Source organism: Neobacillus sp. 114 (assembly GCF_030127045.1).
GTDB classification, from domain to species: domain Bacteria; phylum Bacillota; class Bacilli; order Bacillales; family Cytobacillaceae; genus Neobacillus; species Neobacillus rhizophilus.
On sequence record NZ_CP126144.1, the window covers coordinates 3710628 to 3736230 of the forward strand.

At 37.2% G+C, this 25603-nt stretch carries 20 protein-coding genes; 4 read left to right on the plus strand and 16 right to left on the minus strand.

Annotated features, from left to right (window positions below):
• Positions 1-344 precede the first annotated feature (344 nt).
• A complete protein-coding gene (locus tag QNN06_RS18005; protein WP_284035643.1) occupies positions 345-1391 on the plus strand; it encodes a hypothetical protein in 1047 nt (348 codons plus the stop codon).
• Between the two features lie 195 nt (positions 1392-1586).
• Here QNN06_RS18005 and QNN06_RS18010 read toward each other — a convergent pair whose 3' ends face one another.
• The 5 genes from QNN06_RS18010 to QNN06_RS18030 form a co-directional block, all read right to left on the minus strand.
• Positions 1587-2783, minus strand: a complete 1197-nt coding sequence (locus QNN06_RS18010; protein ID WP_284035644.1) for a methyltransferase domain-containing protein — start codon at positions 2781-2783, stop codon at positions 1587-1589.
• A gap of 221 nt (positions 2784-3004) precedes the next feature.
• Positions 3005-3553: a hypothetical protein gene (locus QNN06_RS18015; protein WP_284035645.1), complete on the minus strand. Its 549-nt coding sequence runs from the start codon at positions 3551-3553 to the stop codon at positions 3005-3007.
• A 201-nt stretch (positions 3554-3754) separates the two neighbouring features.
• Complete coding sequence (locus tag QNN06_RS18020; RefSeq protein ID WP_284035646.1) at positions 3755-5560, minus strand: DUF2357 domain-containing protein; 1806 nt, start codon at positions 5558-5560, stop codon at positions 3755-3757.
• On the minus strand, positions 5544-7586 hold the full coding sequence (locus QNN06_RS18025; RefSeq protein ID WP_284035647.1) for an McrB family protein: 2043 nt from the start codon (positions 7584-7586) through the stop codon (positions 5544-5546). Before QNN06_RS18025 ends, QNN06_RS18020 begins: the two co-directional genes overlap by 17 nt.
• Positions 7587-7588: 2 nt before the next feature.
• Positions 7589-8665: a hypothetical protein gene (locus tag QNN06_RS18030; protein ID WP_284035648.1), complete on the minus strand. Its 1077-nt coding sequence runs from the start codon at positions 8663-8665 to the stop codon at positions 7589-7591.
• A gap of 553 nt (positions 8666-9218) precedes the next feature.
• Between QNN06_RS18030 and QNN06_RS18035 the strand changes: the two genes are divergently transcribed.
• Complete coding sequence (locus tag QNN06_RS18035; protein ID WP_284035649.1) at positions 9219-10904, plus strand: coiled-coil domain-containing protein; 1686 nt, start codon at positions 9219-9221, stop codon at positions 10902-10904.
• A 719-nt stretch (positions 10905-11623) separates the two neighbouring features.
• Here the strand turns inward: QNN06_RS18035 and QNN06_RS18040 are convergent.
• Positions 11624-11842 (minus strand): hypothetical protein, encoded by a 219-nt coding sequence (locus tag QNN06_RS18040; protein WP_284035650.1) that lies wholly within the window; start codon positions 11840-11842, stop codon positions 11624-11626.
• A 130-nt stretch (positions 11843-11972) separates the two neighbouring features.
• Positions 11973-12197: a hypothetical protein gene (locus QNN06_RS18045; RefSeq protein ID WP_284035651.1), complete on the minus strand. Its 225-nt coding sequence runs from the start codon at positions 12195-12197 to the stop codon at positions 11973-11975.
• 197 nt (positions 12198-12394) lie between these two features.
• Between QNN06_RS18045 and QNN06_RS18050 the strand changes: the two genes are divergently transcribed.
• Positions 12395-13018 carry a hypothetical protein gene (locus tag QNN06_RS18050; protein ID WP_284035652.1) on the plus strand — a complete coding sequence of 208 codons (624 nt, stop codon included), beginning with the start codon at positions 12395-12397 and terminating at the stop codon, positions 13016-13018.
• A 391-nt stretch (positions 13019-13409) separates the two neighbouring features.
• On the opposite strand, the gene QNN06_RS18055 is transcribed toward QNN06_RS18050, so the two are convergent.
• The 6 genes from QNN06_RS18055 to QNN06_RS18080 all read right to left on the minus strand — a co-directional run bounded on the left by QNN06_RS18055 (position 13410) and on the right by QNN06_RS18080 (position 20463).
• The gene (locus QNN06_RS18055) at positions 13410-13670 is read right to left on the minus strand and encodes a hypothetical protein (RefSeq protein ID WP_149870114.1); all 261 of its coding nucleotides are present in this window, start codon (positions 13668-13670) and stop codon (positions 13410-13412) included.
• A 284-nt stretch (positions 13671-13954) separates the two neighbouring features.
• Positions 13955-14317: a tyrosine-type recombinase/integrase gene (locus tag QNN06_RS18060; RefSeq protein WP_349654945.1), complete on the minus strand. Its 363-nt coding sequence runs from the start codon at positions 14315-14317 to the stop codon at positions 13955-13957.
• 172 nt (positions 14318-14489) lie between these two features.
• Positions 14490-14879 (minus strand): site-specific integrase, encoded by a 390-nt coding sequence (locus QNN06_RS18065; RefSeq protein WP_284035653.1) that lies wholly within the window; start codon positions 14877-14879, stop codon positions 14490-14492.
• Positions 14880-15181: 302 nt separating this feature from the next.
• Positions 15182-15973, minus strand: a complete 792-nt coding sequence (locus QNN06_RS18070) for an endonuclease NucS domain-containing protein (RefSeq protein WP_284035654.1) — start codon at positions 15971-15973, stop codon at positions 15182-15184.
• A gap of 600 nt (positions 15974-16573) precedes the next feature.
• The gene (locus tag QNN06_RS18075; protein ID WP_284035655.1) at positions 16574-18565 is read right to left on the minus strand and encodes a hypothetical protein; all 1992 of its coding nucleotides are present in this window, start codon (positions 18563-18565) and stop codon (positions 16574-16576) included.
• Between the two features lie 5 nt (positions 18566-18570).
• Complete coding sequence (locus QNN06_RS18080; RefSeq protein WP_284035656.1) at positions 18571-20463, minus strand: McrB family protein; 1893 nt, start codon at positions 20461-20463, stop codon at positions 18571-18573.
• 116 nt (positions 20464-20579) lie between these two features.
• Here QNN06_RS18080 and QNN06_RS18085 point away from each other — a divergent pair, with 116 nt between their 5' ends.
• Positions 20580-21020 (plus strand): hypothetical protein, encoded by a 441-nt coding sequence (locus QNN06_RS18085; protein WP_284035657.1) that lies wholly within the window; start codon positions 20580-20582, stop codon positions 21018-21020.
• A 473-nt stretch (positions 21021-21493) separates the two neighbouring features.
• On the opposite strand, the gene QNN06_RS18090 is transcribed toward QNN06_RS18085, so the two are convergent.
• The 3 genes from QNN06_RS18090 to QNN06_RS18100 are packed head-to-tail and all read right to left on the minus strand — an operon-like array spanning position 21494 to position 25602.
• The gene (locus tag QNN06_RS18090; protein ID WP_284035658.1) at positions 21494-21757 is read right to left on the minus strand and encodes a hypothetical protein; all 264 of its coding nucleotides are present in this window, start codon (positions 21755-21757) and stop codon (positions 21494-21496) included.
• 58 nt (positions 21758-21815) lie between these two features.
• Entirely contained in the window at positions 21816-23660 is a 1845-nt protein-coding gene (locus QNN06_RS18095) for a DUF2357 domain-containing protein (RefSeq protein ID WP_284035659.1), read from the minus strand.
• Complete coding sequence (locus QNN06_RS18100; protein WP_284035660.1) at positions 23644-25602, minus strand: McrB family protein; 1959 nt, start codon at positions 25600-25602, stop codon at positions 23644-23646. The genes QNN06_RS18095 and QNN06_RS18100 overlap by 17 nt, the downstream gene beginning before the upstream one ends.
• Position 25603 lies beyond the last annotated feature (1 nt).

A 25603-nucleotide genomic window follows, 5' to 3' on the forward strand; every position in this document is an offset into this window, starting at 1 on the left:
CTTAGTTCGGGATGGTTCCACCCATGATGCAGACTAGATTCATGTAGGGGTCATGTTAAGACGAGCATGGCTCATTATATATCCTATCAATGGTCTAAAAATGGTGTCAGTCCCCCAGCACAAGCAAATATTTCTTTCATGCTTTCTTAAGGTTCCGTAAACAAAAACAAATGTTCAATCGGCATCATAACATTCTTATTGAGTAACGTTATAGTAAACTGTCAAACTGAAACGATCAGTTTGAATCCCAAAGAACCCTATATTAAGATTCGGGCCCCGCTGATGACTTTTGTAAATTGAAAAGAGGTATAATATATAGATGAATGGAAATTGGAGGAGTTATGATGTTGGTCAAGGTTCAAGTTGACGGAAGTACGCCCAACAAAAAGAAACTGAAGAAAAACACTCACGAGATATCAAAAATTACATATAAGAGTCTGGGACTTGTTGAAAGCGCCTTAGAGGAGTTTCTTCAGGAAAATATTGAAGTATTAACCCAAGAAGAAGATTACGAACTCAAGATTATCGGTAAACAAGTTCGCAACAATGCGAATAAGCGGACGGACTTGGTCGGAATAGACAGTAATGGAAACGTGGTCGTGATTGAAATCAAACGGGATGAAGATGATATGAGGACTCGAAGAGATAACTTCGAATCCCAAGCCATTCGCTATGCCGCCTCTTTTGCCAAAATCACCAGTGTCCAAGAAATTGTGGAAAAAGTGTATGCCGATTATTTAGTTCACCATGAAAACGTCAAGGAAGAAGAGGCCGTTGAAATTGGCATTGAGAACATTGTTGGGTTTTTAAATGATCACGAGGCATTTGATAACTTTAATGCCGATCAACGTATCATATTAGTCGCATCGAGTTTTGACCCAAGTGTCTTATCCGCCTCCGCTTGGTTATTAACAAAAGGACTCGATATTTCATGCTTTGAAATTGCACCTCAATTGATTGAAGGGGACAATGGTGATGAGTACCTCCTAGAAATCAAGAAGCTGCTTCCGCTTGGATCTGATGACGATTATTTCTCAGAAATATTGACGAACGAAAACAAGCGGCCTACAGCCCGAAGACAATCGAGCTGGACGCGAAAAAGTTTTCCAAAACTCACCCACATGCTGGAAGTGGGGCTTGTGTCGGAAGGCGATGAGATTTTCTTCAAAAACAAGGAGAGCGAGTCCCTCGGAAAGATTCAAAGTGGTAATAATGTCGAATTTAATGGAAAAATTATTTCTTTAAATGCATGGGCGAAACAATTTGCACCAAGCGGTAAGGTCAATGGATATGATTATGCGGTTGTAAAAGAAAAGAACAAGACATTGTCGGAGATTCGTGCAGAAGGGTACCACTTATTTGATGGAATGGGCTTCGATCCAATCGAATAGGAACAGCGGAATATCTTTAAGAATATTAAAGCAATAAAACCCAGCCTATATGTGGGTTTTATTGCTTTGAATACGCTTAGTGTCTCATAGTAAATGATCAATAAATTCTATGTTTTACTTTATTTACTTCTAGCCAAAAATCTGAGAATTACTCTCTTTTCCCAAATTAGAAATTTATCAAGTAAACCTGTTCCGTTAAATCACTTCCAACTGATCCCGTTCCTCAATGTTTTTATAAAACGCAACTTCTGCAAATGCTTCATACTCTTCCGCCATCTTTTTGAATTCTTTCTTAATAGTTGAAAGCGACCCTTTAGGGACAATCTTCAAGTCCCTGTATCCCACATTACTATAACGGTAAGCAAGCAACCTTGCTCCTAACTTCCAAACCTCTAGTCTTAGGGTTCCTGATCCGTTTAAAAACATAATTTGCATTCCAGTTACGAATTCCTTATTGTCTATTTCATCAAACTGTACCTCAGCCTCTACATCTAACAGATGGGTTCCAAAGGAGGTTGATAGCAAAGCCCTGTTTAGGTACAGATTCAAAGCCCCCTCCACTATTCCCCTATCTGTCCGTTGTTTAGAAATATAGAAAGCAGGCATTGTCTGTGGTTCTCCTGACTCATCGTAGGTAATCTTTTTTGACTTTTCCCAGTCAACATATAGGCCGGACCGTTCAAGATCGACCGCTCTTGCCGCAATATAATCGACATTTGGCAGCCGTTCCATCGATAAAATCATCCCATTATCAACTAACAGTGATTCCAGCTGTGTAAAGGTTACTACCTCTTTGCCGCTTTCTGTTGCCAGTTTTACACCATCTTCGATACTCCAGGACCGCGGCAGTAGGGACGGTTTGGCAATTTCATGTATGGATGAAAGGGATACAATCAGGTCAAACGTTTTTGCCGAAAAATGATTTGCTGCTTCGGTAAAATCCAACTGTCGAAACTCAATATTTTGCAGCTCCAATTGTGTCGCTAACTCTTTCGCGCAGTCCAGCGCTTTATCATTTACATCTATCGCTACAACTTCTGAATCTGGAAATAATGTTGCATAAAAACAGGATGCAAACCCATTGTCACAGCCAATATCAAGGATACGCTTTGGATTCAATTCCTGAAACGTCATCACCCATTCAAAAAACTTTCGATACTGATCGGTAGAATAACTGGATACATCTAAACTCAATCTAAGATATTCATTTTTTCTACGATAAATATTTGCGTAAATATTGCCCCCTTCATCCATACGATTTTCCATCATTCTGAGGATTCGATCAACTGTTCTTTTAGGATGATTCTCGTATAAATAAGAGTCAAACTCTTCCAGATTTTTATGAGTCGGCATGTTCACTTTTTCAAAATATGCTTGGATTTTCGCTTCCATTTCTATTCCTCCCGGTTCTATCAATCATTTTTTGAGTGAATAAATGGGTGCAGATAAGTTCTCAATTATTAATGAAATCAATGAAGGTACCGGCTGTATGAAAAATCAGCCCCCCAGCACACTAAACTTTTAACGTCCCAGGGGAGTGACCCTTGTACTCCATGAATTCAAAGTTGTCAGTTGTCAACTTTATTTTAAAAAGCTGACTTTTTTGCAAAAATTTATTTCTTCATATACTTCTTTATATATTCAATCATCGGCTGTTCAAATATCTCTACATCTTCTTCGACTTCAATCTCCGTGGTGGAACCAAATCCACCAGGACCAATAAAATGTTTCCCGTGCAAATAATAAATTGCAGATTGGACAATAAGGGTACCGTTATCAACTTTCAATAAGTAACCAAGTGAACAAGTTTCATTTAGGTATAAATCCTTTACCGGCTTTACGTCCTCCGGTACACCACTATCCTCGTCTTCCACTTCTATCTCATAATCGTCAATATCGATTAGATAATAAGTTTCACCATCTATACACTCAATTTCTCTTTCCAAACCTGGTTGCGAAAAATTTACATACAAATAATTTTGTACATCTACGAGATTTTCCATGTAATATTCAAAGTCGTACACATCAATTTCATCTGACCAGCAGTCATCTAGATTTTCAATCACTTGTACGGTGGGAGTCATGATTCCTTCACCGTTTTTCTCTGATTCCTCAAGAAACGCTTGTAATTTAAATTTTTGTAAGTCTATTTCCAGTTTCATTAAAACCCTTCCTTTTTGACTAATAATTTGTTAGTATATCTCTTTATAAACAAAGCTGTATTAGGCCAATTTTCATTTTAAAGTATAACATTGCCCAAAAAATTAGGCCTACCAAAAATGGTAAACCTAATTTGCTATGTCCGTTTTAGTTAAACTATTACTCGAATTTTTGTTAGCCTTTATTATAAAAGCACGCCAAACCTACTGTTTTAACAATACCGTCTCAGTAACAATCCCTTCATCCTCTGCCTCCAAAATCAAGTCCTCTATGAGGCTTTCAATGGTTTGGTTAAAAACGTCCAAGTCCGTTGCAGGTGTAAGCGGGATTAAACTGATACTTCTCCCCTCTTTCGCTTCCACATCTGTGTCGCCCCATTTTTCTGGGTAGAGGACGAGAACCTGATGAACGGGGCGGAATTTTTCCCAACGTCTTTTTTTATTAAAGATAAAGGGTGAGCGAACATTGTCGGCATAGCTTGTTAATTGGCGCATTACTTCGCTTCCCAATATGGCATTCTTGTTCCGGTATTTGGATTCCAATAAAATCGTCCCGACGAAAATATCTTGGATGTAAACATCGATCCGAATGTCGGGGTTATTATTTTCTGCCGTTGTGTAAATTGGCCTATCCAGCTGATTCGTATCGGCTTGGTTGGATGGGATGATCGCATCATATATAACCGATAGCCGCAAATCGTCTTTTGTCAACTCGACGGTCGTGCCTTTCGGAATAGTAGGAATCACAAAAAAATTGGCTCCACCAAAATCTCTATGATCAAAAAGCCAACCAGAAGAGTATGTAAATCCGTAACGGCTTGACTCCAAAGTTTGCAGGACTTTAAGATAACACCAAATTTCATATAGATGGTCTGTTCTTTTCCAATGATATCTCCAGTCTGGATGCAGTGTGATGTCCGTTTCCTCGGAAAACAACATCCTGTCCATTTGCAAGATAAAGCGATATCGCACATCCACGTACATCATGGTTGGAATCATTTGTACCCTTCCGTCGGAAAGTTCCTGATACCATCTGCTTGTCTTTAAAATGGTGAAGGCGCCTTTCATTTGTGCTGCTCGGTCCCGATACCCTCTTAATTCTTCTACATATTGAACTCTTTTTTCATATGGAATATAGGAGGAAAAAGCTTTTGTGTTTCCCCTTGTTAACCGTTCAAGATTACGATCTACTGCTTCAATGAAATTCCTTAGCAACCGCAGCCATTTTTCAATAATTGCTTTAAGGATACGGTTTTCTGGCAGATTATAGTTCACCCGTTTCTTTGGTGATTTCACGTAATTCGTTGATTCGGGATGCCTTAATCTGTATCTAATGGATACATCATCTACCTGCGCCGGGCGGTCAACATGCTGAAGCTGATATTCCTTTATTAGCGAGAATCTTACCCTTTGGGATAAATCCGCCAGAATGGCTGATATTTCCGCAAAATGATGGTCCAATACCCTGAATTGTTGAAGCAATGTCGGATCAAGTATATCTTCATCCATATGATAAAAGGCGTTCTGCTTGCGGACGACGTCATGTGCAAGCCCTTTTAGGAAGCTTTCCACTTCTAAACGCATAACATTAAGCTGCTCATCTGTTAAACGGTTCGTAATCACCTTGACCAGTGAAAGATAGGTTTTATTCGAAAAGACTACCTTGACACAATAAATTCCTGGGATATAAGGATAATAACCGGGACTCTTATATAAAGTAACCTTTTGGCCAGCCTCGATGTAAGGTTCCCCTGTTATTTCGTCTCTCGGCAGGGCTTCCCCAGTAAGGACCTCTAATCCATCCATATACAATCTCGCATCATCGTGTTCACACTTAAAACTCAATTCTAATTCAACAAATTCCCGTATTTCCAGGTAGCCATGTACCTTTTCATCCCAGTCTTCAAGGTTTTCAACAAAGCAGGATAAAATTTTTTCTTCATGTGAACCATTTCCATAAACATGAATGAATGAAACCGTAAAATCATCCGTCCTACATGGTGTAACCATTAAACCTCAGCTCTTTCGCTTTTTGTTTGATTACCTCTCTGCTCATTTTGAAATCGGAGACCATTGGGTATTCGTTAAAGATATCCATTAACTTGCCAGTGACGACTTCTCCAGAATCCCTTTCATATTTTCCAATTAAGTCATTCAATTGGTCCTCAGATCCCCTTACCTTGGTTAAAACACGCTGGACAAACTGAAAATCAAATGCTCTTTCACGATTCACATATTCCTGTGACGGAAGATTCTCAAGGAACACGTCCATTTGTTTGACGATACGCGGTCCTACTCCTACCTGTCTATTCGCCGATTGCATAACATTATGAACGTCCCAGAGAAGCGCTAGCTCCTGTTCTGAAAGTGTTACGGTCCGATTTTCACGCATAAATGATTTATACGTTTCAAAATCTAATTCCTCACTGCGTGCTGTTAATCCCTTTTTCTTTTCAGGCATCTCTTTCATATTTTCAAAAGGCATCACCGTTAAAGTGATCACATTGGCTCTATCCAGTACCTTATCTGAGAAATGATAAGTGGATTCATCCATATTCACGGTTCCTACGAAAAACACGTTATCTCTGATCACGATTGTCGGCGGATATTGGGCGGAATTATAGAGCCGGCTTTCCAAGTCATCGTTATAAAGCCTTAACACTCTTTTCCCCGGGTCCATCTCGAGAATCGATAAAAATTGTGAGAAGTAATGTTCCACTCGTGCCAAATTCATCTCATCGAAGCAAATAACAAATATTTTGTTGGGTTCATCCTCTGCTTTTCGTAATGCGTTGATAAGTCCTGAGTCTCCAGGCCGGTAAACCATGTGCATGGTATCTGCGTAACCGATTAGGTCGGAATCGGATGTCCATGAGGGGCTGACAGGAATAACCGTGAATTGTTCTCCCTTAAGTCCAAGTGAGTGACTGTAAACCTCCACCAGTTTGCTTTTCCCCGTTCCGCTCATACCGGAAAGGATGACTAATGATGAAGATTTCATCGACGTATGAAAGTTTATGAGATCCTCTCTCTGATACACCAAGCCCGCATCCTGTGTATTGGTATATAGCAATTTTAAAAAATCTAGTTCTTTTTGATCTGTCATCGGAACAGTCGCGGCAGCGTTCACTCCTTCAGAAATATCCGATTCCAAATCCGGTTGCGGTGTTTGGACTGCTTTTTGTTCCTCTTTTGCTGTTAGTACATTAGGTGTTGTATTTACTGCCGTTGCAGCAGGTGATTTTACTTCCAATTCGCTTTCTGTAACGGGTGGAATAGGCGTTGCGTTTTCAATAGCATTGGTAATATCCTGATACGTTTCAATCGGTATAAAAACGAGATTCCCGATCGCATCGCTGAAATAACACTCCTCCAACCATTTATCCTGAAAGGAGATCATTTTAAGTTCGTCACTAACATCGAAACTGAAACCACCATGCGCGTACTGGTGCCTTAGAAATTCTCCAAAGATAGATAATTGTTCTTCTTCCTCTTCGTCAACCTCACGCCAAACCACAAAGGATGGTGTGTCATCACTCTCATGGGAGATGTTATCGATTCGTCCAACAAATTTTTTATTAGAGAGTCGGAGTATAAACTCATCCATATTTTTCATACCATGAACTTCTTTACTAAATATCGGTGCAGGGATTAACCGTAATCCTTCATGGAAGCTTGGCAGCTTTGGCATGACACGGACATTCAAGGCATTATATACCTCTTCATGGTTATATCTGATCCGCCTTTCTACTTTAAAAACGAATAAGCGATCCCTTAACCATTCACGCAGACTATTCTTTCTATTTTCTTCGGATTCCAGAAAATCGTCTTCAAACCCCCATCTTTCAAGATCAGAGTAAAAACATGTTACCGTTTTAACGTTAGGAAAGCTTTCTGACGGCTGCGAAATAATCCGGACTGTAAATTGAAGACTATTGTTTTTATTGATAAATATGGTATCTCTATAGGGCAGGTCAAACTGATCGGGCTCATCTAAAACTCCAACTAAATCACTATCCCAGATTTTTGTGCTCATTTTTATCTCCCCTTTTTGATGTAACTCTTCATCGATGGAAAATCCATAAATTCAACAATTTTTTGGTTATGTATTTTTTTTATTTTCTTTTTCATCTGCGGCGGAACTAGATAACACATAATCCAAACTTCATCAAAATCTTGAAAGACGTTTTTTTCCAATGCCTCATTTATGTCTTTTGGTCCGAACACATGAAAAATAGGGTCCTCAGATTCTTCCGTTAATTTATTTCTAGGGTCGCCGACTAAGGCAATGTGGGAAGGTTTTTTTGCCCCTTGATCTTTTGCTGACTCCACATCCATCCTTGTATTAGAGCTAAGTAATAACGCATTTAAATGCGATATCTCCGCTTTTAACGTTTGGATTGTTTCTTTTAAACGTCCTGTTTCTGCTTCGGCTAACGCAAGTTTTTCATTTGCACCCGATACATTCGATTTTTCCCTGCCCAAATCTTGTTGGAGCTGTGCTCTTTCCTTGGCCCATTGCTGTTTCTCTTCTTTATACTTGTTTTTTAATTCCGTATACTGTTTCTCCCATTTATCGATGGTTTTTTGAAGCTTTTCATTTTTCTCCTCTGACTTTCTCTTTTTCTTTTCCCACTCCAATTCCTCATCGGGTTCTAAGGTAAGCTGGACCTGCTCACTAGATGCATTTTTATTGGTAACATTTAGCTCAGAAATTGAGTTTGCTCCATGCTCTTCGAGTAAGCTATCCTCTAATTTCCTTGCTTTCAGATGGTGTAGCTTTTCTTCACTAGAATAAAGGACACCCAAAATAATATGGAGGTCTACAGAACACTCCTCGTAGAGCTGTTTAAGGCTTTCTACCGATTCCTCGCGAAGGTTAATATCTTTGCCATCAGGATTTTCTTTGTGATGGAATGTATCATAAAAATGTTTGATCATATTTAGGTTTTTCGGTTTTAAAGCTTCTAAAATGGCCATAGACCTGACTGTTTGAATGTTATCTTTAGTTATTTGTCGGAAACCCTTTACTTGGATCTTCCAAATATCAATTAAATCAACTAATTCTCCATCCGGGATGGAACCCAAAACCTTTTTCCAAGCCTCCCTGCCCACTGTTTCCCCTCCCATTCACTTTTTTATAAATTAGGTGTTATCACTGAATGCTGATTTCACTGTGCTTGAAAAATAAACGGAGAAAATTCGCTTAAATTGGGAAATACCGATATTTCCTTAAAAATAAGGGAAGTTTTTCCTCTTATCTAATCAAATTCTTTGGATTTTGTCTTATTTAGAGCAGTTAATCGAAGATTTACGCTTATATCTGCGTCTTAAGCTTCCTCTACATACATTAGCCGAAAATTCTTCGCTTATTAATTCTCATACCAAACCGAAAATCAACAATTAATATTAACAGAGCCATAAATCCAAAAAATTTTACAAACAGCCATCCTTATTTGATTTCGCTGAACACAAAAACGAAATGCTATATGTGATGTCCATTATGCTTCCATTTTTTTTAATACTGTTATTTTTGACTATATCTTGATTAATATGACTAGATAATTTCTATCAGGTATTTTGTGGGTAAAGGGTAAACTTTCCACCTTTTATAACCAATTTTCATATTATAATTATTTTAGAAAACTAATGAAGGGAGTTAGAAGAGATGTCAAGTATCAACAAAATCATTTCAAATCTTGAAAATGAACTGCAGCAGCTTTTAGCCCCTTATAAGAAACAAATTAACGAGCTTGAGAATGAAAATAGAAAGCTACAAAATGAAATAAAGATTCTGATGGACGAAAAAAATAATCTACAAGAGCAACTTGACAGTTTATATAGAAGGAATTCAACTGTGTCGGCTGATAATCAAATTTTGGAATCAACCAATCCATTAAGCAGTCCGGTTACTTTTGAGATGATTGATAATCTATTTATTTCCTCTTCGATGGAAAATTCATTATTTTTGCTTTTGATTTTTAACCATTGTGTCGAAGAAAACGACCTGGAAAAGATTCATTATATTCTTGAATTACTGACTCATAATCCTAAACCGTTGCTCCAAAATGACGAAGGAATAAAAAATTTAGCTGCTCGAATTTATGATGATATTATCGTGTCAGGCGATAAGGACAATGAACTTCTTAATAAGATTTTATTAAGTTTTTTCCAGCTTCTATATAACCTTTTCAACACACAGCATAAAATTTATTTAACCGGATTTTTAAATGAAAATTATTCAGGTTTATTGGATAGTGCGCTTTATTCAAATGAACCGAAAATTATTATTCCGTTCTTAAAGCTTCTGATGAAATTTGAAATGGAAACTGAACTTGAGGATGTACTTTCCCACATCATAAGAGTAGAATGGGGATTTTTGGATTATAACCTTACGAAGGAGGAGTTTGCCTTTTTCTTATGGTACGCCTACCTCTTTGACTTGGATCAGCAGCTCTTGGATAGATCCGAAGATTGTATTCGATGGATGGATGAAAAGGAAAGTGTTTTTCAGTTATATTCATTTCTATATGACGCCATTAATAATCAAAAAGCGGATGAGGAACAATTGGGCGATCTATGCCACGGCTTAAGACAGAGTGGTCTTTTTAATGAAAAAGAATCTCAGAAAATAATCGATAAAGTGCGTACCCATGTGGATAGATTTAAGGTGATGAAACCGTCCTACATGCTGCCGACCTATTTAAAACCGCTAATCATGGTCGGTAATGAAAAACTCAGAGAATTAGTGCGCGATTTAATGCTACAAGAAAAACGAGTCTTGGTTCCTTTTTATAAGGATGAGGGCGTTAACCTTTTAAGCGGCGGTTATGCAGAAATGTCTATCTACCTGGCTGAATATAAAGTGAACAAAAAGAAGAAAGAGAAGGCTTTTGTAGATTCTAAACTGATAGAGGAAATTCACAAAAGAAGCTATCCCGAAAAGTTAAAAGTCGTGAAGTATAGTCCTAAGGACATCATACCGATTCAGTCGAAAAACACGGTCGAAGAGAAAAAGAATGATTCTTTCCAATGGCCAAGTACGGAAATTAATGAAAATGCTCAACATGATCATCATGAACAACCACTGCTAAACGAATACAGTGAATTAAAAAAGCAGGGTTATCAAATTACCGGTCTTACTCGCTCAACACGGTGGGCCATCCTCCAAAAGGCAGTCCCTGTCTTAGGATTAAAAAAAGTGGCATACACCATCGCTTATAATGTCCGTTTAAGAAAAGGACAAAAAAATGGCCCAACTAAATTTAGTTATGACATCGGTGAATGGGAATATGATTTGTACAAATTAAAGAAAACCTATTATAAGAAGGACTTTACTTGGCCGAGTTATTAAACATACTTAATAAACCGAATCAGCAGCATCCCCTAAAGGTGCTGCTGATTCGGTTTTATTATAAAAAATACATTATTGCAATCCAATGGAACTAAATATAGAAAATTTATGTGGCTGCATTAAAAGATATGGGTAAGTTATTTACAATAGAAAAGAAACGTTTGGAAGAATTAAAAAGCCAACATCCTGGATAAGTCTTTTTCTATAGATGGTTTTGGGAATTGCTGAGACATCTATGATATGAATCCATGCAACTTTATAGGTTTTGATTACAGCCACATGAATGTACCACGTCTGCCATGTTTTCTACCATCAGTTGCCATGGAATTTACCACTTGCTGTCAACGCATTTACCAATAGAAAAACTTTAGAGATATTGAACTGAAGAAACCTAATCCTCCTATTTTTACCGAGGAATTAGTCTTTTGTTAAGCTTTCCGTAATAGCGCCAGAAAGTGGACTACCAGCTTTTATTGCACAGTATCGTTGTACTGCGCAACAACTAAATCTGTTGTTATTCTTCTTGTTAAACACAAGCACCCGTTTAAGTACATTCTTTCACACAGTTAGCACAAATGGTAAGTCAATTTTGTTCTCTCGTTGCTTCTATACCAATATTTCTAAAATCTTAACTTTATAATTATAAACTCCTTAAGAAGTTAATGAAAAAAGCCGCTACAATGTTTAGTGGCTTTTTTCCAAGGTTATCAATGATGTTTTTATGCTGCATGTTTTGTTAATTTCTTTAATACTTTAGTTGCTACTTCTTTTGTTGCTTCAGGATTTTTAACCATTGTGTATATAATTCCTCCAGCAAGTCCTACTATAGATACACCTGCAGACACTGAAATAATAATTGCTGGCTTACCACCCAATTTAACCGTTTTGTTAACATGATTATATTCTGCGTAATCTTTTTCATTTTTGTTATTTTCCATTTCAATCATCACCCTTAGCTATTTGATATAGTATTTCTTGCAATTTGCTTTAATCCAGAATTACTTTAATTACTGTTCCAACAATGGAGATGTTTGTCATGTTGGAAATAGAACTATAATTACTAATGGATTATTTCTTTATCAATTTATTGACTATATTTTCATCCCACGATAAAACTGACCATGTGCGTCTACAGAACCCTCCCTCTCCATTATCTTTTTGCGTCACTTGGCCACCAACTTGCTTACCTAGTTCCGTTAAGGACCAATTGCCTTCTTCGCCATCGAGGAAGCCCTTGTCTTTCAAAAGCAAATATACTTCTTTAACTGTCATTCCTAGTTTTTTTCCAATCATTCTGGCAGACATCCTCATAAAGCATTTACCTCCTTTAGTCTCTTTTATGTTAATACGTTCCTTTGCAAGAAAAAGTTTCTATTCTCGTTTTTCTGCTGTTTCTTTGGGTTATCTAACATAATAATAGCGCGAAGTTTCAGGTTGCACAAGACTTACGAAAGGTATATAATTCATCACGAACGGAGGTTCTTTATAACATGGATGACTTATTAAAAGAAAAGGCAACGTACTGGAAAATTAGATTAAAAAAGTGTATGTATGCAGGCAGATATACTCAAACATCCTTTGCTGAAGCCTTAAACAATAAATATGGAACTAGTTATGGCCAAAAAGATGTTAGCCGATGGTTGAATACAGGAGCCAAAATTAAAAATGGAGAAGTTGGCTTTCCAAAATACGATACTATGCTTCTAATTGCAGATTTCTTAAGTGTAGATGTTGGCTATCTCACTGGTGAAACTGATGAGATTTCTTTTTCATTAGAGAAGGCGTGTTCTTATATGGGATTGAATGGCGAAGCGATAAAAGCCATAAGAGAAATTACACACCCTGAAAATGAAGCCTCCTACATGAGGAAAGATATGAGAGAGTCTTTTAACAAGTTTCTTTCAGCAGAGGGCTTTCCTAATTTTTTTGATAGGCTACATGATCTTCACCTTACATCTATATTACCAAATCAAGAGAATCGCGTATTCGACACCCAAGATAGTGCTATTGACAACATCCGTGGTGTAGAATACAAAGGAAAAATTGCACGATATGAATTGAATGAAGCTCTGGTATTACTAGTTAATGAATTATACCCTAACCCTCACAAATAGATTTGAACATAAAAGAATGAATAATATAACTTATATTAGATTATTCAAAGGTTTCCACCACAACAAAATACCAAGATACCTAGGAAGAACTATGCTGGCATTTAATTAATCATATTGAACGTTGCCTTTTGTGGTTTTTGTCATACACAATCAATTATTCAATTAATAAGGGCATAAACCCTTTATGGTTCTATGCCCCTTATAGATTAGCTTAATAAACTTCTACCCGTTTGTTTAAGTGAAATTCATCACAAAATCTTCTAAAAACAGAGGTTGTTTATTGCGCAGTAAGAGTCTATTGCCCAGTAGTTGTTACACAAAAAAAGAGGCGTAAGACAAATTGACTTCCGCCTACTTCATATAACGTTAGCTATTGAAAAGGAACAATAGATTAAAAACAGGCTTTACATTTGCTCCATTCGTTTCTTGTAACTCTGTTAGCCTCTTGTTCTAACTCTTTATAATCTAAGGAACAAATTTTTTCATAATTTGTCCTTGAACCTTGATGTTTTGACGTATGTAATGTGTAACAAGTAGCATGATGCATTTTATTCATTTCAGCAGTACCGAAATGATTAAAAACATAACCTGGTTTGTTATCAAGTAGCCATTTCTCATATCCGTTTTCATCCTTATAAAATTTATATATCATTTGAACCCCTCCTCCTTTAATTGATTAAAAATTTCTATGAGTATAAATGTTAATTTAGAATATATTAATTGCACTCATATACTATAAGGACCTTAAGATAAATTGTTCGATATTTATTGAAAAACACCTTTAAAATCACCTCTAAAAGGGAAATATAAAAAGAGTGGTTACTTCTAAAACCACCCTTTCTCTGTGTAATTTTATAAGCCTAATGACAATCACCCTTATTGAATTAGGTACCTTTATGCTGCTCACGTTTTCTTTCGTGAGTTATCTTTGCATACCTAAGTGTGGTCATCTGGCGAACTGTGACCTAACAGCTCTTGAATAGCTACGAGCTCAGCTCCATTATTTAATGTAAGGTTGCAAACGTGCGTTAAAAACATGAGGGCTAACTTTGTCTTGAGACCCGCTTTCTTAGCTATTATTCCTATTTCTCTTTGAATACCTCGTCTAGATAACATTCTATAAGGTTTTCTCTCTGTAATCATTAGGGCTGTACAGTCATCTTCACGTTGTTTTAAGTATTTATATAAATGATACATATCTCTAATTGAAAAATAGACTTCCCTTTGTTTATCTCCTTTACCTATAACTAATGTGCTCATATTATGTTGGTTGATATAAACTTTATTTAATCCATGAATTTCAGATAAACGACAGCCAGTTGCATATTATATTCCAAGCAAAGCTCGTTGTCTATCTGTTTCACATGATTCTCTTAACATTTCCAGCTCTTCGATTGATAATGCTTTAGGAAGGCGATATTCACCTTTCGGAGCTTTTAATTTTGTAGTTGGATCACGTTTAATATATTCTTCAGAAGCTAACCAACAAAAAGCTCTTTAAAACAGATAGCTTCTTTCTAATTGTGCTCATTTTTAAGGCTCCATCTTGACTTAGGAACAATCGGACATCAGCAGTAGCAATGTCCTCAGACTTCTTTTTTACGATATCAGCAAACATACTTAACTCTAATAAATAGTTGTCTAGAGAAATAGAACTTAGTGCTTCAAATCGTTTAGCTGATGTAAACAGATGTATCGTATCCTCAATATCCGGATGAACCACGCTTGACTCAACTTTTTGAATATAATACTTTGATAGAACAGTAGACAATTTATTTTTTGTATGTTCCACTTCAATGTTAGGATACAACTCTATTAAAGCTGCCACTATATCTAATAATATTTGCCCTCCTAAGTTCACAATAATCGACTCTCCTCAGTTTTTATAGGTAAACCAAGGATTGCCTAATTAAGTGCTAAAAATACTTAAATTATGTATAAGGCGATTGAATAGTAAAGTATTCTCATTCACTTTTAGCCTGTAAATAAAAAAGACAATCACTTAAAGTGTAATCGTCTTTTAAATGGTTAATCTAATGCCAGTATTGATGTACTGCGCATTAAATTACTTTATTTTTAAAGTTGTTCTTTTTCAATATAAGCATCAGTTCGTTCCATAAAATATGAGGTTAATCTGCTTATAGTATCACAATAAGACATCTATTAATGATTTATTGAACAAGTAAGAACATCTGTAATAAGTGGTTTTATATAATCAAGATCCCTTACGTTTTTTAATTTTATATCGATTTGATTTTGTTCTCTGTCTTTTTTATCTGGATAAATATCTGTATATCTGTATAGTTCTGGAATTTCGACTTTATATTTATTAAAGATATCATCACGCTCTCCACTATTTTTTGTAAGATGAAATAATAATCGATTTCCTACTGTTGAAATGGATAGGAATTTTTCATTACGGTTAATAATCTGAAACATAATTCCATCCGAAATGTTACACATAATTGGGTTATCTCTAGTGTGGAGAGTAGTTGAAATAAAGTTAAAAATCTCTTCTGCTAATTCTTTTTGATTATTTAATTTTCGAAAAATTTCATCTTTAGTTTTATACTTAGAACCTCCTTTTGGAACTTCTAAAATTCTATCCAACTTTACGTCAATATCTTGTTTATTTATCCATTGGCTTTCTATTTCTAAGTCTTCAAGTTTACTAATTAAGCTTTGTTCTATTTGCCTGTTAGAAATTAGTATGAACCTTGCGTCCTCAGATGATACTAGTTTCTTATATTCAATTATCTGTTCTATTGCTTTTTCATCAACATATTCCTTTACTTCAACAAATAATTGCTTACCATTTTTGTCTTCAAAGAGTATATCACAACGTTTTCTCGTGTTACCTATTAATGTTTCTCTCTCAATTAACTTAAGTTGTTCTTCTATAATGTTGTGACAGGCTATAAGTTTATTTTGTAGTACGATTTCTTCGTTCTTCATATTTCCCCCCATATCCTTCATGTATATTTAAAAGTTAATGAACTAATTTAATTCCATAAATTCTATAAAATCTATCAGTTCCCTTTATTTTTAGTGGATATTTTAAAAGTTGGGGCTGAAGGAAAAGAAACAACAGAACTTTCATCATACTACTGGTATTATCTAGGGGTATTATCTTTAGTGGGACTTATAACAATATTGTTACCCAATACTGCCATCGAACATTCTGTTCAAATCTTTTGAAGATGCCTAGAATTGAGGAACTTAGATGATTTGGGTCAAAGAAGACAATCACTTAAATTGTAATCGTCTCTTTAATCTTTTTTGTATTACCAGTATAAGTAAAATAAGAAAGACGATCACTTTAAATGTAACCGTCTCTTTGATGCATATTCTATTACTAGTATCGTTGTACTATGCAGTAGTTGTCAAACAAAAAAGTCAGAAGTAATTTCAAACTTCCGCTTAAAATTTTCTAACGTTAATTATGTTAGGCTTAGACTATGTTGCCGAATATCACATGTGTTTTGATAGAATGGTGATACTGAAACGCGTAAATAATGGTTTTGCGTAAAGATGCAGCTCCTAATACCAATCCACCTAACCAATTTCATTTCCAAAAAGATCGTGCTCCATTTTATGACCATTAACATCTCTTGAACAAATGGGGCAGTAGACATTCCATTGATTGCCGACTTGCACATTGTAATTACCCGATGGATATTTTAATAATTTTACCTTAAATTGCGGATGATACTGCTTTCTATATTTACAAACATTGTTCACCCAAACTTCATTACATGAGTCGCAAAGATATGTTTGCTTATAAAAATCGTCAATCACCTCTGAACTTTGACCACAGCTTGGACACATATTGTGCTTACCTAAATAGAAGTGAAAAATTCGCTTCAAATAGGTCTGAATGTTCTCAACTTGACCTGGCATTGCTGAAAATTGACTCAAGGAATAGACATTATCCGTATCAATATTCCAATTAGTTGTATGTTTATCAATATGAACAAGGGCCGCCGTTTTCATTTCAATATTGTGATTGGCTATTCGTAAATATCTTCGCCCTGAACGTTCTAAATCTTTTGCAAGTATGTTCGGACTAAGAATTGTATAAGGTTTGTACTTCGCATCAAGCGAATGAGCGTGCCAAATCGATTTCTGGTTTTTTCTAGTAATAATAATGTAGTCCGGTTTGACACTTCCTCCATCATCAATGGTCATCTCCGGTTCGTAATATAACACCATTGTATCCTGCTTCGATGAAAAGATTTGTTTCCATCCACTTAACGATTTATGCTCATCATAATAGTTTACAAGTGAATCACTTAAACCTTTTGCTTTAAATTGAAGTTTTTGAAACTGATGTATAAGCCTGAAAAGAACCCAAATTTCAAATAAATTTGGTGAATTAAGTATTGTTCTCTCAAAATCACGCTCTCTTGGTGTTAATTCTGGTACAAGTTCCATTACTTTTTCATATATTTCAAATACAGGTCGATATACATGATGACTACTAAATAAATGAGTCCAAATCGGCTCTTGTTCTGTCACATCAAATAAAATATCGCTTAGACACTCATTAAGCTTCTCGTTACAATGCTGCCAAATTTGTTGTCTTTTTTGCAAAACGTTCAAATCATCGTCGATTTGTCGCTTACGCCTTTGAATTGTTTCAGCAACGCGGTTATCACGCTCTTTACCTAAATTATTTCCAGTTATATCCTTTACAATAGCCGCTAAATCGTTGGATATAGCTTTTTCAGTAATAGATTCTTGGAGTATTCGTTCACGGATTTGTTCTAGCATCGCTTTGATCATCTGATGTTCGGGTAAATCAACGACTTTTAATGTTGTTTTGACCGACAACTTCTCACGGTATGGGAACATAGCTGATTCTAGGATTGTTTTTGCATCCCAATTTTTGATCTGTTGCTTCATTTGCTTTTCTCTTGTCGTAATGAGTGTCTCTGCCGGACTATATTTGATTTGCTGTAGCCACTTAATCCATTCATCAAATAATTTTTTAAATTTTTCAATAGGAAACAGACGAATTTGCAAATCACGAATCATGTCACGGTCGTCTTTTTCTGCAAGCTTAAATACTGCTAGCTCTTCAAACTGTTTCTTCACTTCCATCTGCATCATATAATATTGTTCAACAGAAAGTAAGCTGGGTATGACTTTGACTTTTTCGGAAGCTAACTTCTTGCCTTCCTTGCTATAAGCTATAATTTCCCATTCGCCACAAGCATTTGCACCAAATAAAGCATCCTTTGATTGTTCATAGCCATTTTCCATCCATGATTGCCTTTTTTCGTACCAAAGATCTTTTTCCAAAGCTGACGTACAGAGATGAATTTTGTCCCCCCATGAATCTTGAGCAATTACCTCGTCAGCACCTTGAATTACTACACCGATACGTAAAAGCTTTCCTTTTTCACGGGTGTATTCGTTCATAATGTAATAGCGCCCCTCCCTAGGTAATTCTTCATACATTTGGACAAGTTCTTCAGCATATTCGATTTTACCGATTAGTGACGGTTGCTTTTCTTCTTTAACATAAATACTTAATAGTTTCATAACTATCACCAAAAACGAATAACACGGTCATCTCTAAGCATTTGTTCTAACTTTTCAGCCGATCGTGGATAAGCTTCTATTTCTTGTTGGAATTGTTTTAAGCACGCAATACCCTTTTCATCTCGAGTAGATAGCTCAATACGTGGCAGTATCTTTGTAAAAATCAATTGGTCAAAGTATTTATCAAGTAAAGCTTTTGTCAATTTATCTTTAGGAACACGGTCTAAATAATGAACGACTTGTTTTTTTCCTCTACTATTTAGAGGGGCATTTGCAATTTCGTCTAAGCTTTGGGATAACTCAACGAATGCTTGTGCTTCCTTTTCAAACGCCTGTACCTCTTTATAAACCGCACTAAACTCATCTAGAGTTACTTCGAGGTGACCTGTAAGCTTCTTAATATTTAGCTTTGTTGCCAATTTCGTTTTTTCTTGTTTATCCATATGGTTAATCTCAATAATAAAACTTCGATCAATCACTTTTGGACTTAATGATTTTACCGTATGGTCCATATTCATTGTTCCAATAAAACGAACGTTTTTGGGGATTTCAAATTGATACGGATAACTATATATTAAGTCACTAGCATTTAGTAGCTCTTCATATTTGGTGTTTGGACTATTTTCATTTAACAGATGCTTAGCCTGTAAAAAATAGCGCTTATTATAGAGCTGAAGTCTCGGTTTCTTCTGTTCGCAAATACTTAAAAACTCAGAAAAATAATATTCAACATGAGCTAGGTTAATTTCATCTAAACAGATTAAATGCAAATGATCAGGATCACTCGCCGCATCAGCTAGTGCTTCCATAAATGGTGAGGGCACATAGCATTTATCAATCGGGTTAAAATAGCCAAGAAGATCTTGCGTATCGGTCCACCCAGACTGGACAGGGACCATTTTTGCTTTAGCCCCTTTGATCGCTTGGGCAAAATGGGTAACGATGCTTGATTTACCTGTTCCAGAAGGTCCGGATAAAATAACCAACGTGTTTATTTGTAATGCTCGTAAAAACATCTCGATGACAGTTTCATCATAAATGAGGTCATCTTCTGAATTGTGATAGATAAGGCTTTGTAGAAGTTCTACTGCTGTTTCAGCGTTCCATAAATGAAGTTCACCGGTTTCCTCTTCTGTACTGTTGTTTTCTAGTTCTGTGTAATTTTGAATGTTCTCAAGTATTTTTTGCCACTGCAGTTGTTGTTCCGTTAATTTCTCTTTACGTTCGGCGTAATCAAATTCTTGTCGTTCTAGCTGTTCAAATTTAGTACCCAATTTTTCAAACTTTGCCAAAAGATCCTTCTCTACTAAATCATACGTATCGAGGAGTTTCGTTACGATAACTTTTTCAGCATCTCGGCCAAACAATTTTTCGGCATTTTCGGCTAAGATCGATCCGCCGAGCCGTTTCAAAGTTTGCATAAAAGATTCCTCGACATCTGTATATGTTTTAAGATCTGGTGTTATTAAATTTAGAATATGCTTTGTATACTTCGCTTCAAACAATAGACCCTCTGTTATGCTTTGTGTTAGCATAGCTTTCGATACAGTTGAGGAGACCGACCATGGAACTTGCGGTTTAAATGGATGAGCACACAGTTCATACTCTCCATTCTCATTAATTTGCATAACTTGGGCATTGACAACCACGGACTCCCCATTCGATAATTCTTTAACAGATTCAACAATAAAAACGATCTTATCCCCAAAAAAATCGCTCTTTAAGAGATTAACAAAATAATCTAAACTACGATTAAAATCTCTCCTTTTTATCTTATTTCTTTCAAAAAGCTCTTTTTGTTCTCGTAAATAATTAATATTTTCTAAAGCATCATGCTCCAACCATTCTTCAAATGTAGATGTAGGCTTTTTTGTCGTCGTTAGTCCTTCTGTCATCATGAATAGAAATTTCCCTTCAATTATTTGTCTACTATTATTTTACTATAAAGCCAGCTACGTAAGATGCTTTCTTTTCTGTAAATGCCATTTTTTACATACTAAATATGAAATTTTTTATGAATAGAGCTGGCGTTTGGCAAATATTTCTTCTACATATTATTAAACCAGATTATTATCCTAAATTTGACCAACATACATATCGAGCATATCAATATATCAAATCTGGGAAAATTAAAGAAATTGCTGAACTAAAAAATATAAATAATTTCTATTTTGATACCTACCTTCCGTTTATTCATGAAAAATTAAACGATATAAAAAGCCAAACGGAAAGAATTAATAGAATCAGTAAAATGGACCGGGCATTATTTGCCTTTGGTAAGTTTTTAAAAAGCGGGTACGCGAAATTATTAGGACCTTCGTTGGAGTTTGAGTTTTGCAGAAGGCTATTCTCTTCTGTATATGTAAATGATAAAGAACAATTTTCAAATGAACTAAATATTTACTTGGCAAAGAACCCAGAAAATGTGGAGCTTGCAGAAAAATTATTAAGTTAAGAGATTTTTATATGAAAAACAGTAATTATCGAGTAAGATGGGATATGGGCTGTTTTTTAATGGAACATTTTAGTATAGAATTCGAACAGTCAGAAGGATCCGAACTGATTCTCTCACTTTGCTGCGCTATTAAAAACGTATTCTCAAAATCAGACCATGAAGTGGGCAGATTGTTTAAGGAAATTGTGAGACTACAAACTGTATAGTGAAAAAAAGCGAAGGAAGATTGTCTTTTAAAGGTAATTCAGAAAAAACATTAAAAAGATTCTCTCTTTTCCACTTCATGATATTCCGTAATAAACCTTACTCCCAAAATGAAAATTCCAACATCTGGTTAAAAATCAATTCTTATAGTTTAAATTATTGATTGAAAAAAAAGCTAGCATGAAGAAAGCTTATTTATCCTTCATGCTAGCTTTTAATTAAAAAATAAAGATACTTTATACCAAAACATTATCCCATCAAAATATCTTCTATCTCTCTTTATTCAAGGATTCCAATCGTACCACATTTTGTAAATGTTCATCTTTCCTATGATTTCTAATAAACTTTGACATTACTCGTTTAAAAAAAGCCGCCAGCTTTGTACGTTTTTTCTGACGGAAGTGGAACCCAACTTCATTCATCCATTTTAAATCCGGCGATTGGCCCTGTTTCATTTTGTCTTCTATTATTCCTTGAATGACATTCTGCTTGATTGCTTCGAGTATCCTTCTTTTTGATTCTGAGAGCGCCATTGCAGATCCCCCCCTGTGTATTAAAATATCAATACATTATTGATGTCAGTAAGTATATTTAAACCAGTTCCCGAACCATGTTTATATTCGAGGAACTATCTTTGAAAACAGTACCCATAATCAGCTCACTTGTCTTCAAAAGACGATCAATACCTTCCCTAATTTTATCAACAAGAAGGTCATTCGATTGACCTGGAGTCATCTCTACTAGACACACTTTATGATCAGGATATTCGTAACTTCTCGATGCACCGAACCGGTTCGGATAAACGGCCCATACTTCCTGGACCGGGCTGAACCGGCTGATAAGCGGGTTTTCGACGGCTCCAAACAGAAAGTTCGAATGAATATTATCACTATAGCTGACCAGCTGCCGCATGACCTCATTCTGCCTTTGATTGTAAATGAGATTTTCGTCCCATATCTTATTTCTTGGTCGGTACTTAAAATCGACGATGATGCTGCCAATATATACATCTTCTTTATAGACATCCAGTCTTGCATCCGGGGTGGTGTGCGTTCCCCTTGTATATAAAGGTTTTTTCGCTGTCGCAAGCCTGCTCTGTGTCGGCAGGTGTCCATCATAGACTAACACGATTTTCAGTTTGTCCTTCCTCAATACTACCTCCGTATTGGCAGGAAGCGATGGAATGAACCCATCGTTTTTGCCGAAGTCCTCATTGAAGATCCAACCGCTCTTAGGAGAAAACGCTAATTCATCTCCCGTGAAGGCCTTAATGAACTGGATATATCCCCAAATCTCATAGAGCTTGTCTGAACGTTTCCACTGATATGCATAGGATGGATAAGTTCGTACTTCGCTTTTCTCCTGATGGAGTTCTCGATATAGCTGGTAAAGCGCACGGTACCTTGGATCGCTGTTCATCACATGCGGGATGCTTGATTCATGATAGGCTCCTACACTTTCGTACCATGGCGCCGTCTTGATCCAATGGATGGCTCCCCGCATCTTTCCGGCAATCCCGATTAATTTTTCAAGTTCCAGCAAGGTGATATCCTTTTGTGGAGCGGTTTCGATGGGACTTGAAGCATGAAGTTCCGTCAGGTTCCCCGCTGTCCTTTCAACGCTTTCAATAAATCCGGTCAATGTTTTGGAAATGGAGTCAATGATTTTTTTGACCAGACGGTTTTCCGGCAGATCATAGGTCACCTCACTGACGGGCGCCTTGAAGGTCTGCTCATTATTCGAGCGGAAGGCGGCATGACGAATGGTTTTATCGTCTATGAATCTAGTCCTCTCTTTGGAAACAAAGGTATAGCCTTTGTTGATTCGAAAATTGACCTTTCGATACAGATCAGTCAACGCCGCCATCACCGTGGAAAATCGCTTGTTGATCACGAAAAATTGCTCCAGCAGCCCTAGTGGGATTTCATCCATCCTGGTATCCAAGTCTGTTTTTTTCAGCAGCACTTCCCTCGCCAAACCGTTTAATTCCTGCTCCACTTCCTGCTTCATCAGCTCCAACTGCGATTCGTTGAGCTGTTTCGGAACAACTTTCACCCAGTTGTAATACCTGTTCCCATCATAAATTACCATCATCCGATAATAGCCCGGAATCAGCGGGTAATATTCATCATTGTGGTCAAACAGGATGACAGGATGTTCAGAAGGGGAAAGGTATACTTCCCCTACTTGCGAATCGGTTTTCAGATTCGGATCAGGAAGGATTTCCAAACCATCCATGAAGAACTGGGCATCCGCCCTAATGGAACGAAAAGTGATGGATACGGCTAAATATTCCTTTATTTCGATGGAGGCTTCGTCCCTTTTTTCAAAAAAATCATCTTCATTCGTAAAAAATGGTCCCGTTGTGATAGGGTTGTCCTGATTCCCTAGTCTTTGGTTAAAGATGACTTCAAATCCATTAGAGGGTATAGCCATTGTGCTTCAGCTCTTTCGCCTTTTGGACCAGGACATTCCGGGTGTCGTAGAATTCGGACACCTCATCGTACTTGTCCAATAGGTCACCCAGGATGCTTGCTTCAATGTTCTCTGTGACGGTATCGTAAATCCCGATGAACCTTTTCAAGAAATCCTCCGGCCCCCTTACTTTGGTCAGGATTCGTTGCACCACTTGCTTATCGAATGCCTCTTCCCTCGTGAAACAGCTGCTATCAGGAAGGTTCTTAAGATATTGATCGATTTGCCGGACAATTCTTGGGCCGACTCCCAGGTTTTTATTGATCTTCTGCAGCTCGGTATGGATTTCCCATAGCAGGGCCAATTCACTTTCCTTCATATGAATATCCTTGGTTTTGTCACGGTAGCTGTCGAACAAATCCAAGGTTACGGTTCCGTTTCCTTCAGGAAGCTTTGTTGTTTCCCTCATCTCTCTCGTCAACATCATGAGACTATCAAACGAAAGGACATTTAGAGTAATCACGTTCGCGCGATCCAGGACCTTATCGGAAAAATGGTAGGTGGATTCATCCAGGTTGACCGTTCCAACGAAGATGACGTTATCACCAATTGGGATGACGGGTGGATACATCGATGAATTCTTCAGCAGGTTTTTCAAATCGTCATTATATAGCCTCAAGCCCCTGTTAGGTCCCGCCTCCATCTCCAGAACCGAAAGAAATTGCGAAAAGTAATGCTCCACCCGTGCCAGGTTCATCTCGTCAAAACAGATGATATGAAGCTTGTTGCTGTTGTCCTTGGAACTCAACAGGGCGTTGATGACCCCGGAGTCTCCCGGCCGGTACTCTTTATTGAGTGTATCCGCATATCCAATGACATCCGCATCATCCGTCCAGGCAGGCCGGACAGGTACCAATGTCATCTGATAATCGTCCGTAAGCCCCAGTGCCCTTGTATAGGCTTGGACCAGCTTCGATTTACCCGTTCCGCTCATCCCGGCCAAGATCACCAGGTTGGAAGATTTCATCGCTGTATGAAAATTATAGAGATCCTTTTTGTCATAAAGCAGTCCCTGTTCCATCGTGGTTCGAATGAATACCTGCATCAATTCCGCTTCCGACATGCGGCTCCGGTCAACAGTTACCACAGGGTCGGGTCTTTGTACTTGTGCAGCCGCCAGACGCCGCTCCGTTTCCTCCATATAGGGCGATTTTCGATAAGGAATCTCCAACGGCTCAGCCGCTTCTATGGTCCCATCGATGTACGTAAAGATTTCGTGCGGTACGAACAACGTATGATCAACCTCGTAACAATCATCGAGCCACTCTTCCTCAAAAGGAGCCGATTTCAAAAGCTTATTCCTGGTAAAGGAAAATCCTTCCTCCCCGTAATGGTGACCGGAAAACTCTCCATAAACGGTGTAAACTGAATCACTGTTTTTCCACAAGATATATTCCGGTGTGTCCTTTTGCTCATGGGAAATGCTATCAATTTTCCCCACCCATTCACTTGCTTGTAGCCGCAGTTCAAATTCTTCCTGCGTCATGCCATGCTCCTCTTCCGAAAAGATCGGCATCGGCGTCAAACTTACCCCCTCATGATACCTTTCCGATTTTGGAATGAGGATCAGGTCTGTTCCGTCAAAAACTTCCAGTCCATCGTAGCGGATTTTCTGCTGCGGTTTGAATACCAGCAGGTTATCCCCGAGAAAGCGATAGACCGCCCTTCTGCCTTCCGTTTCCTCCAGATGATTACCTTCAAAGCCCCATTTTTCCAAATCCGTCCCGAAGAAAGTAATCAATTTGATGAGCGGGAAACTGTTTGGCGTTTTACTGATGATTCTTACATAAAACTGCAGTACATCTTGTCCATTTTTGAAGATGGCTTTTTTACGCAGTGCGTATTGTACCGATTCCTCACTGGCAAGGACGCCTATCAAGTTGGTGTTCCATGTTTTGTTCACG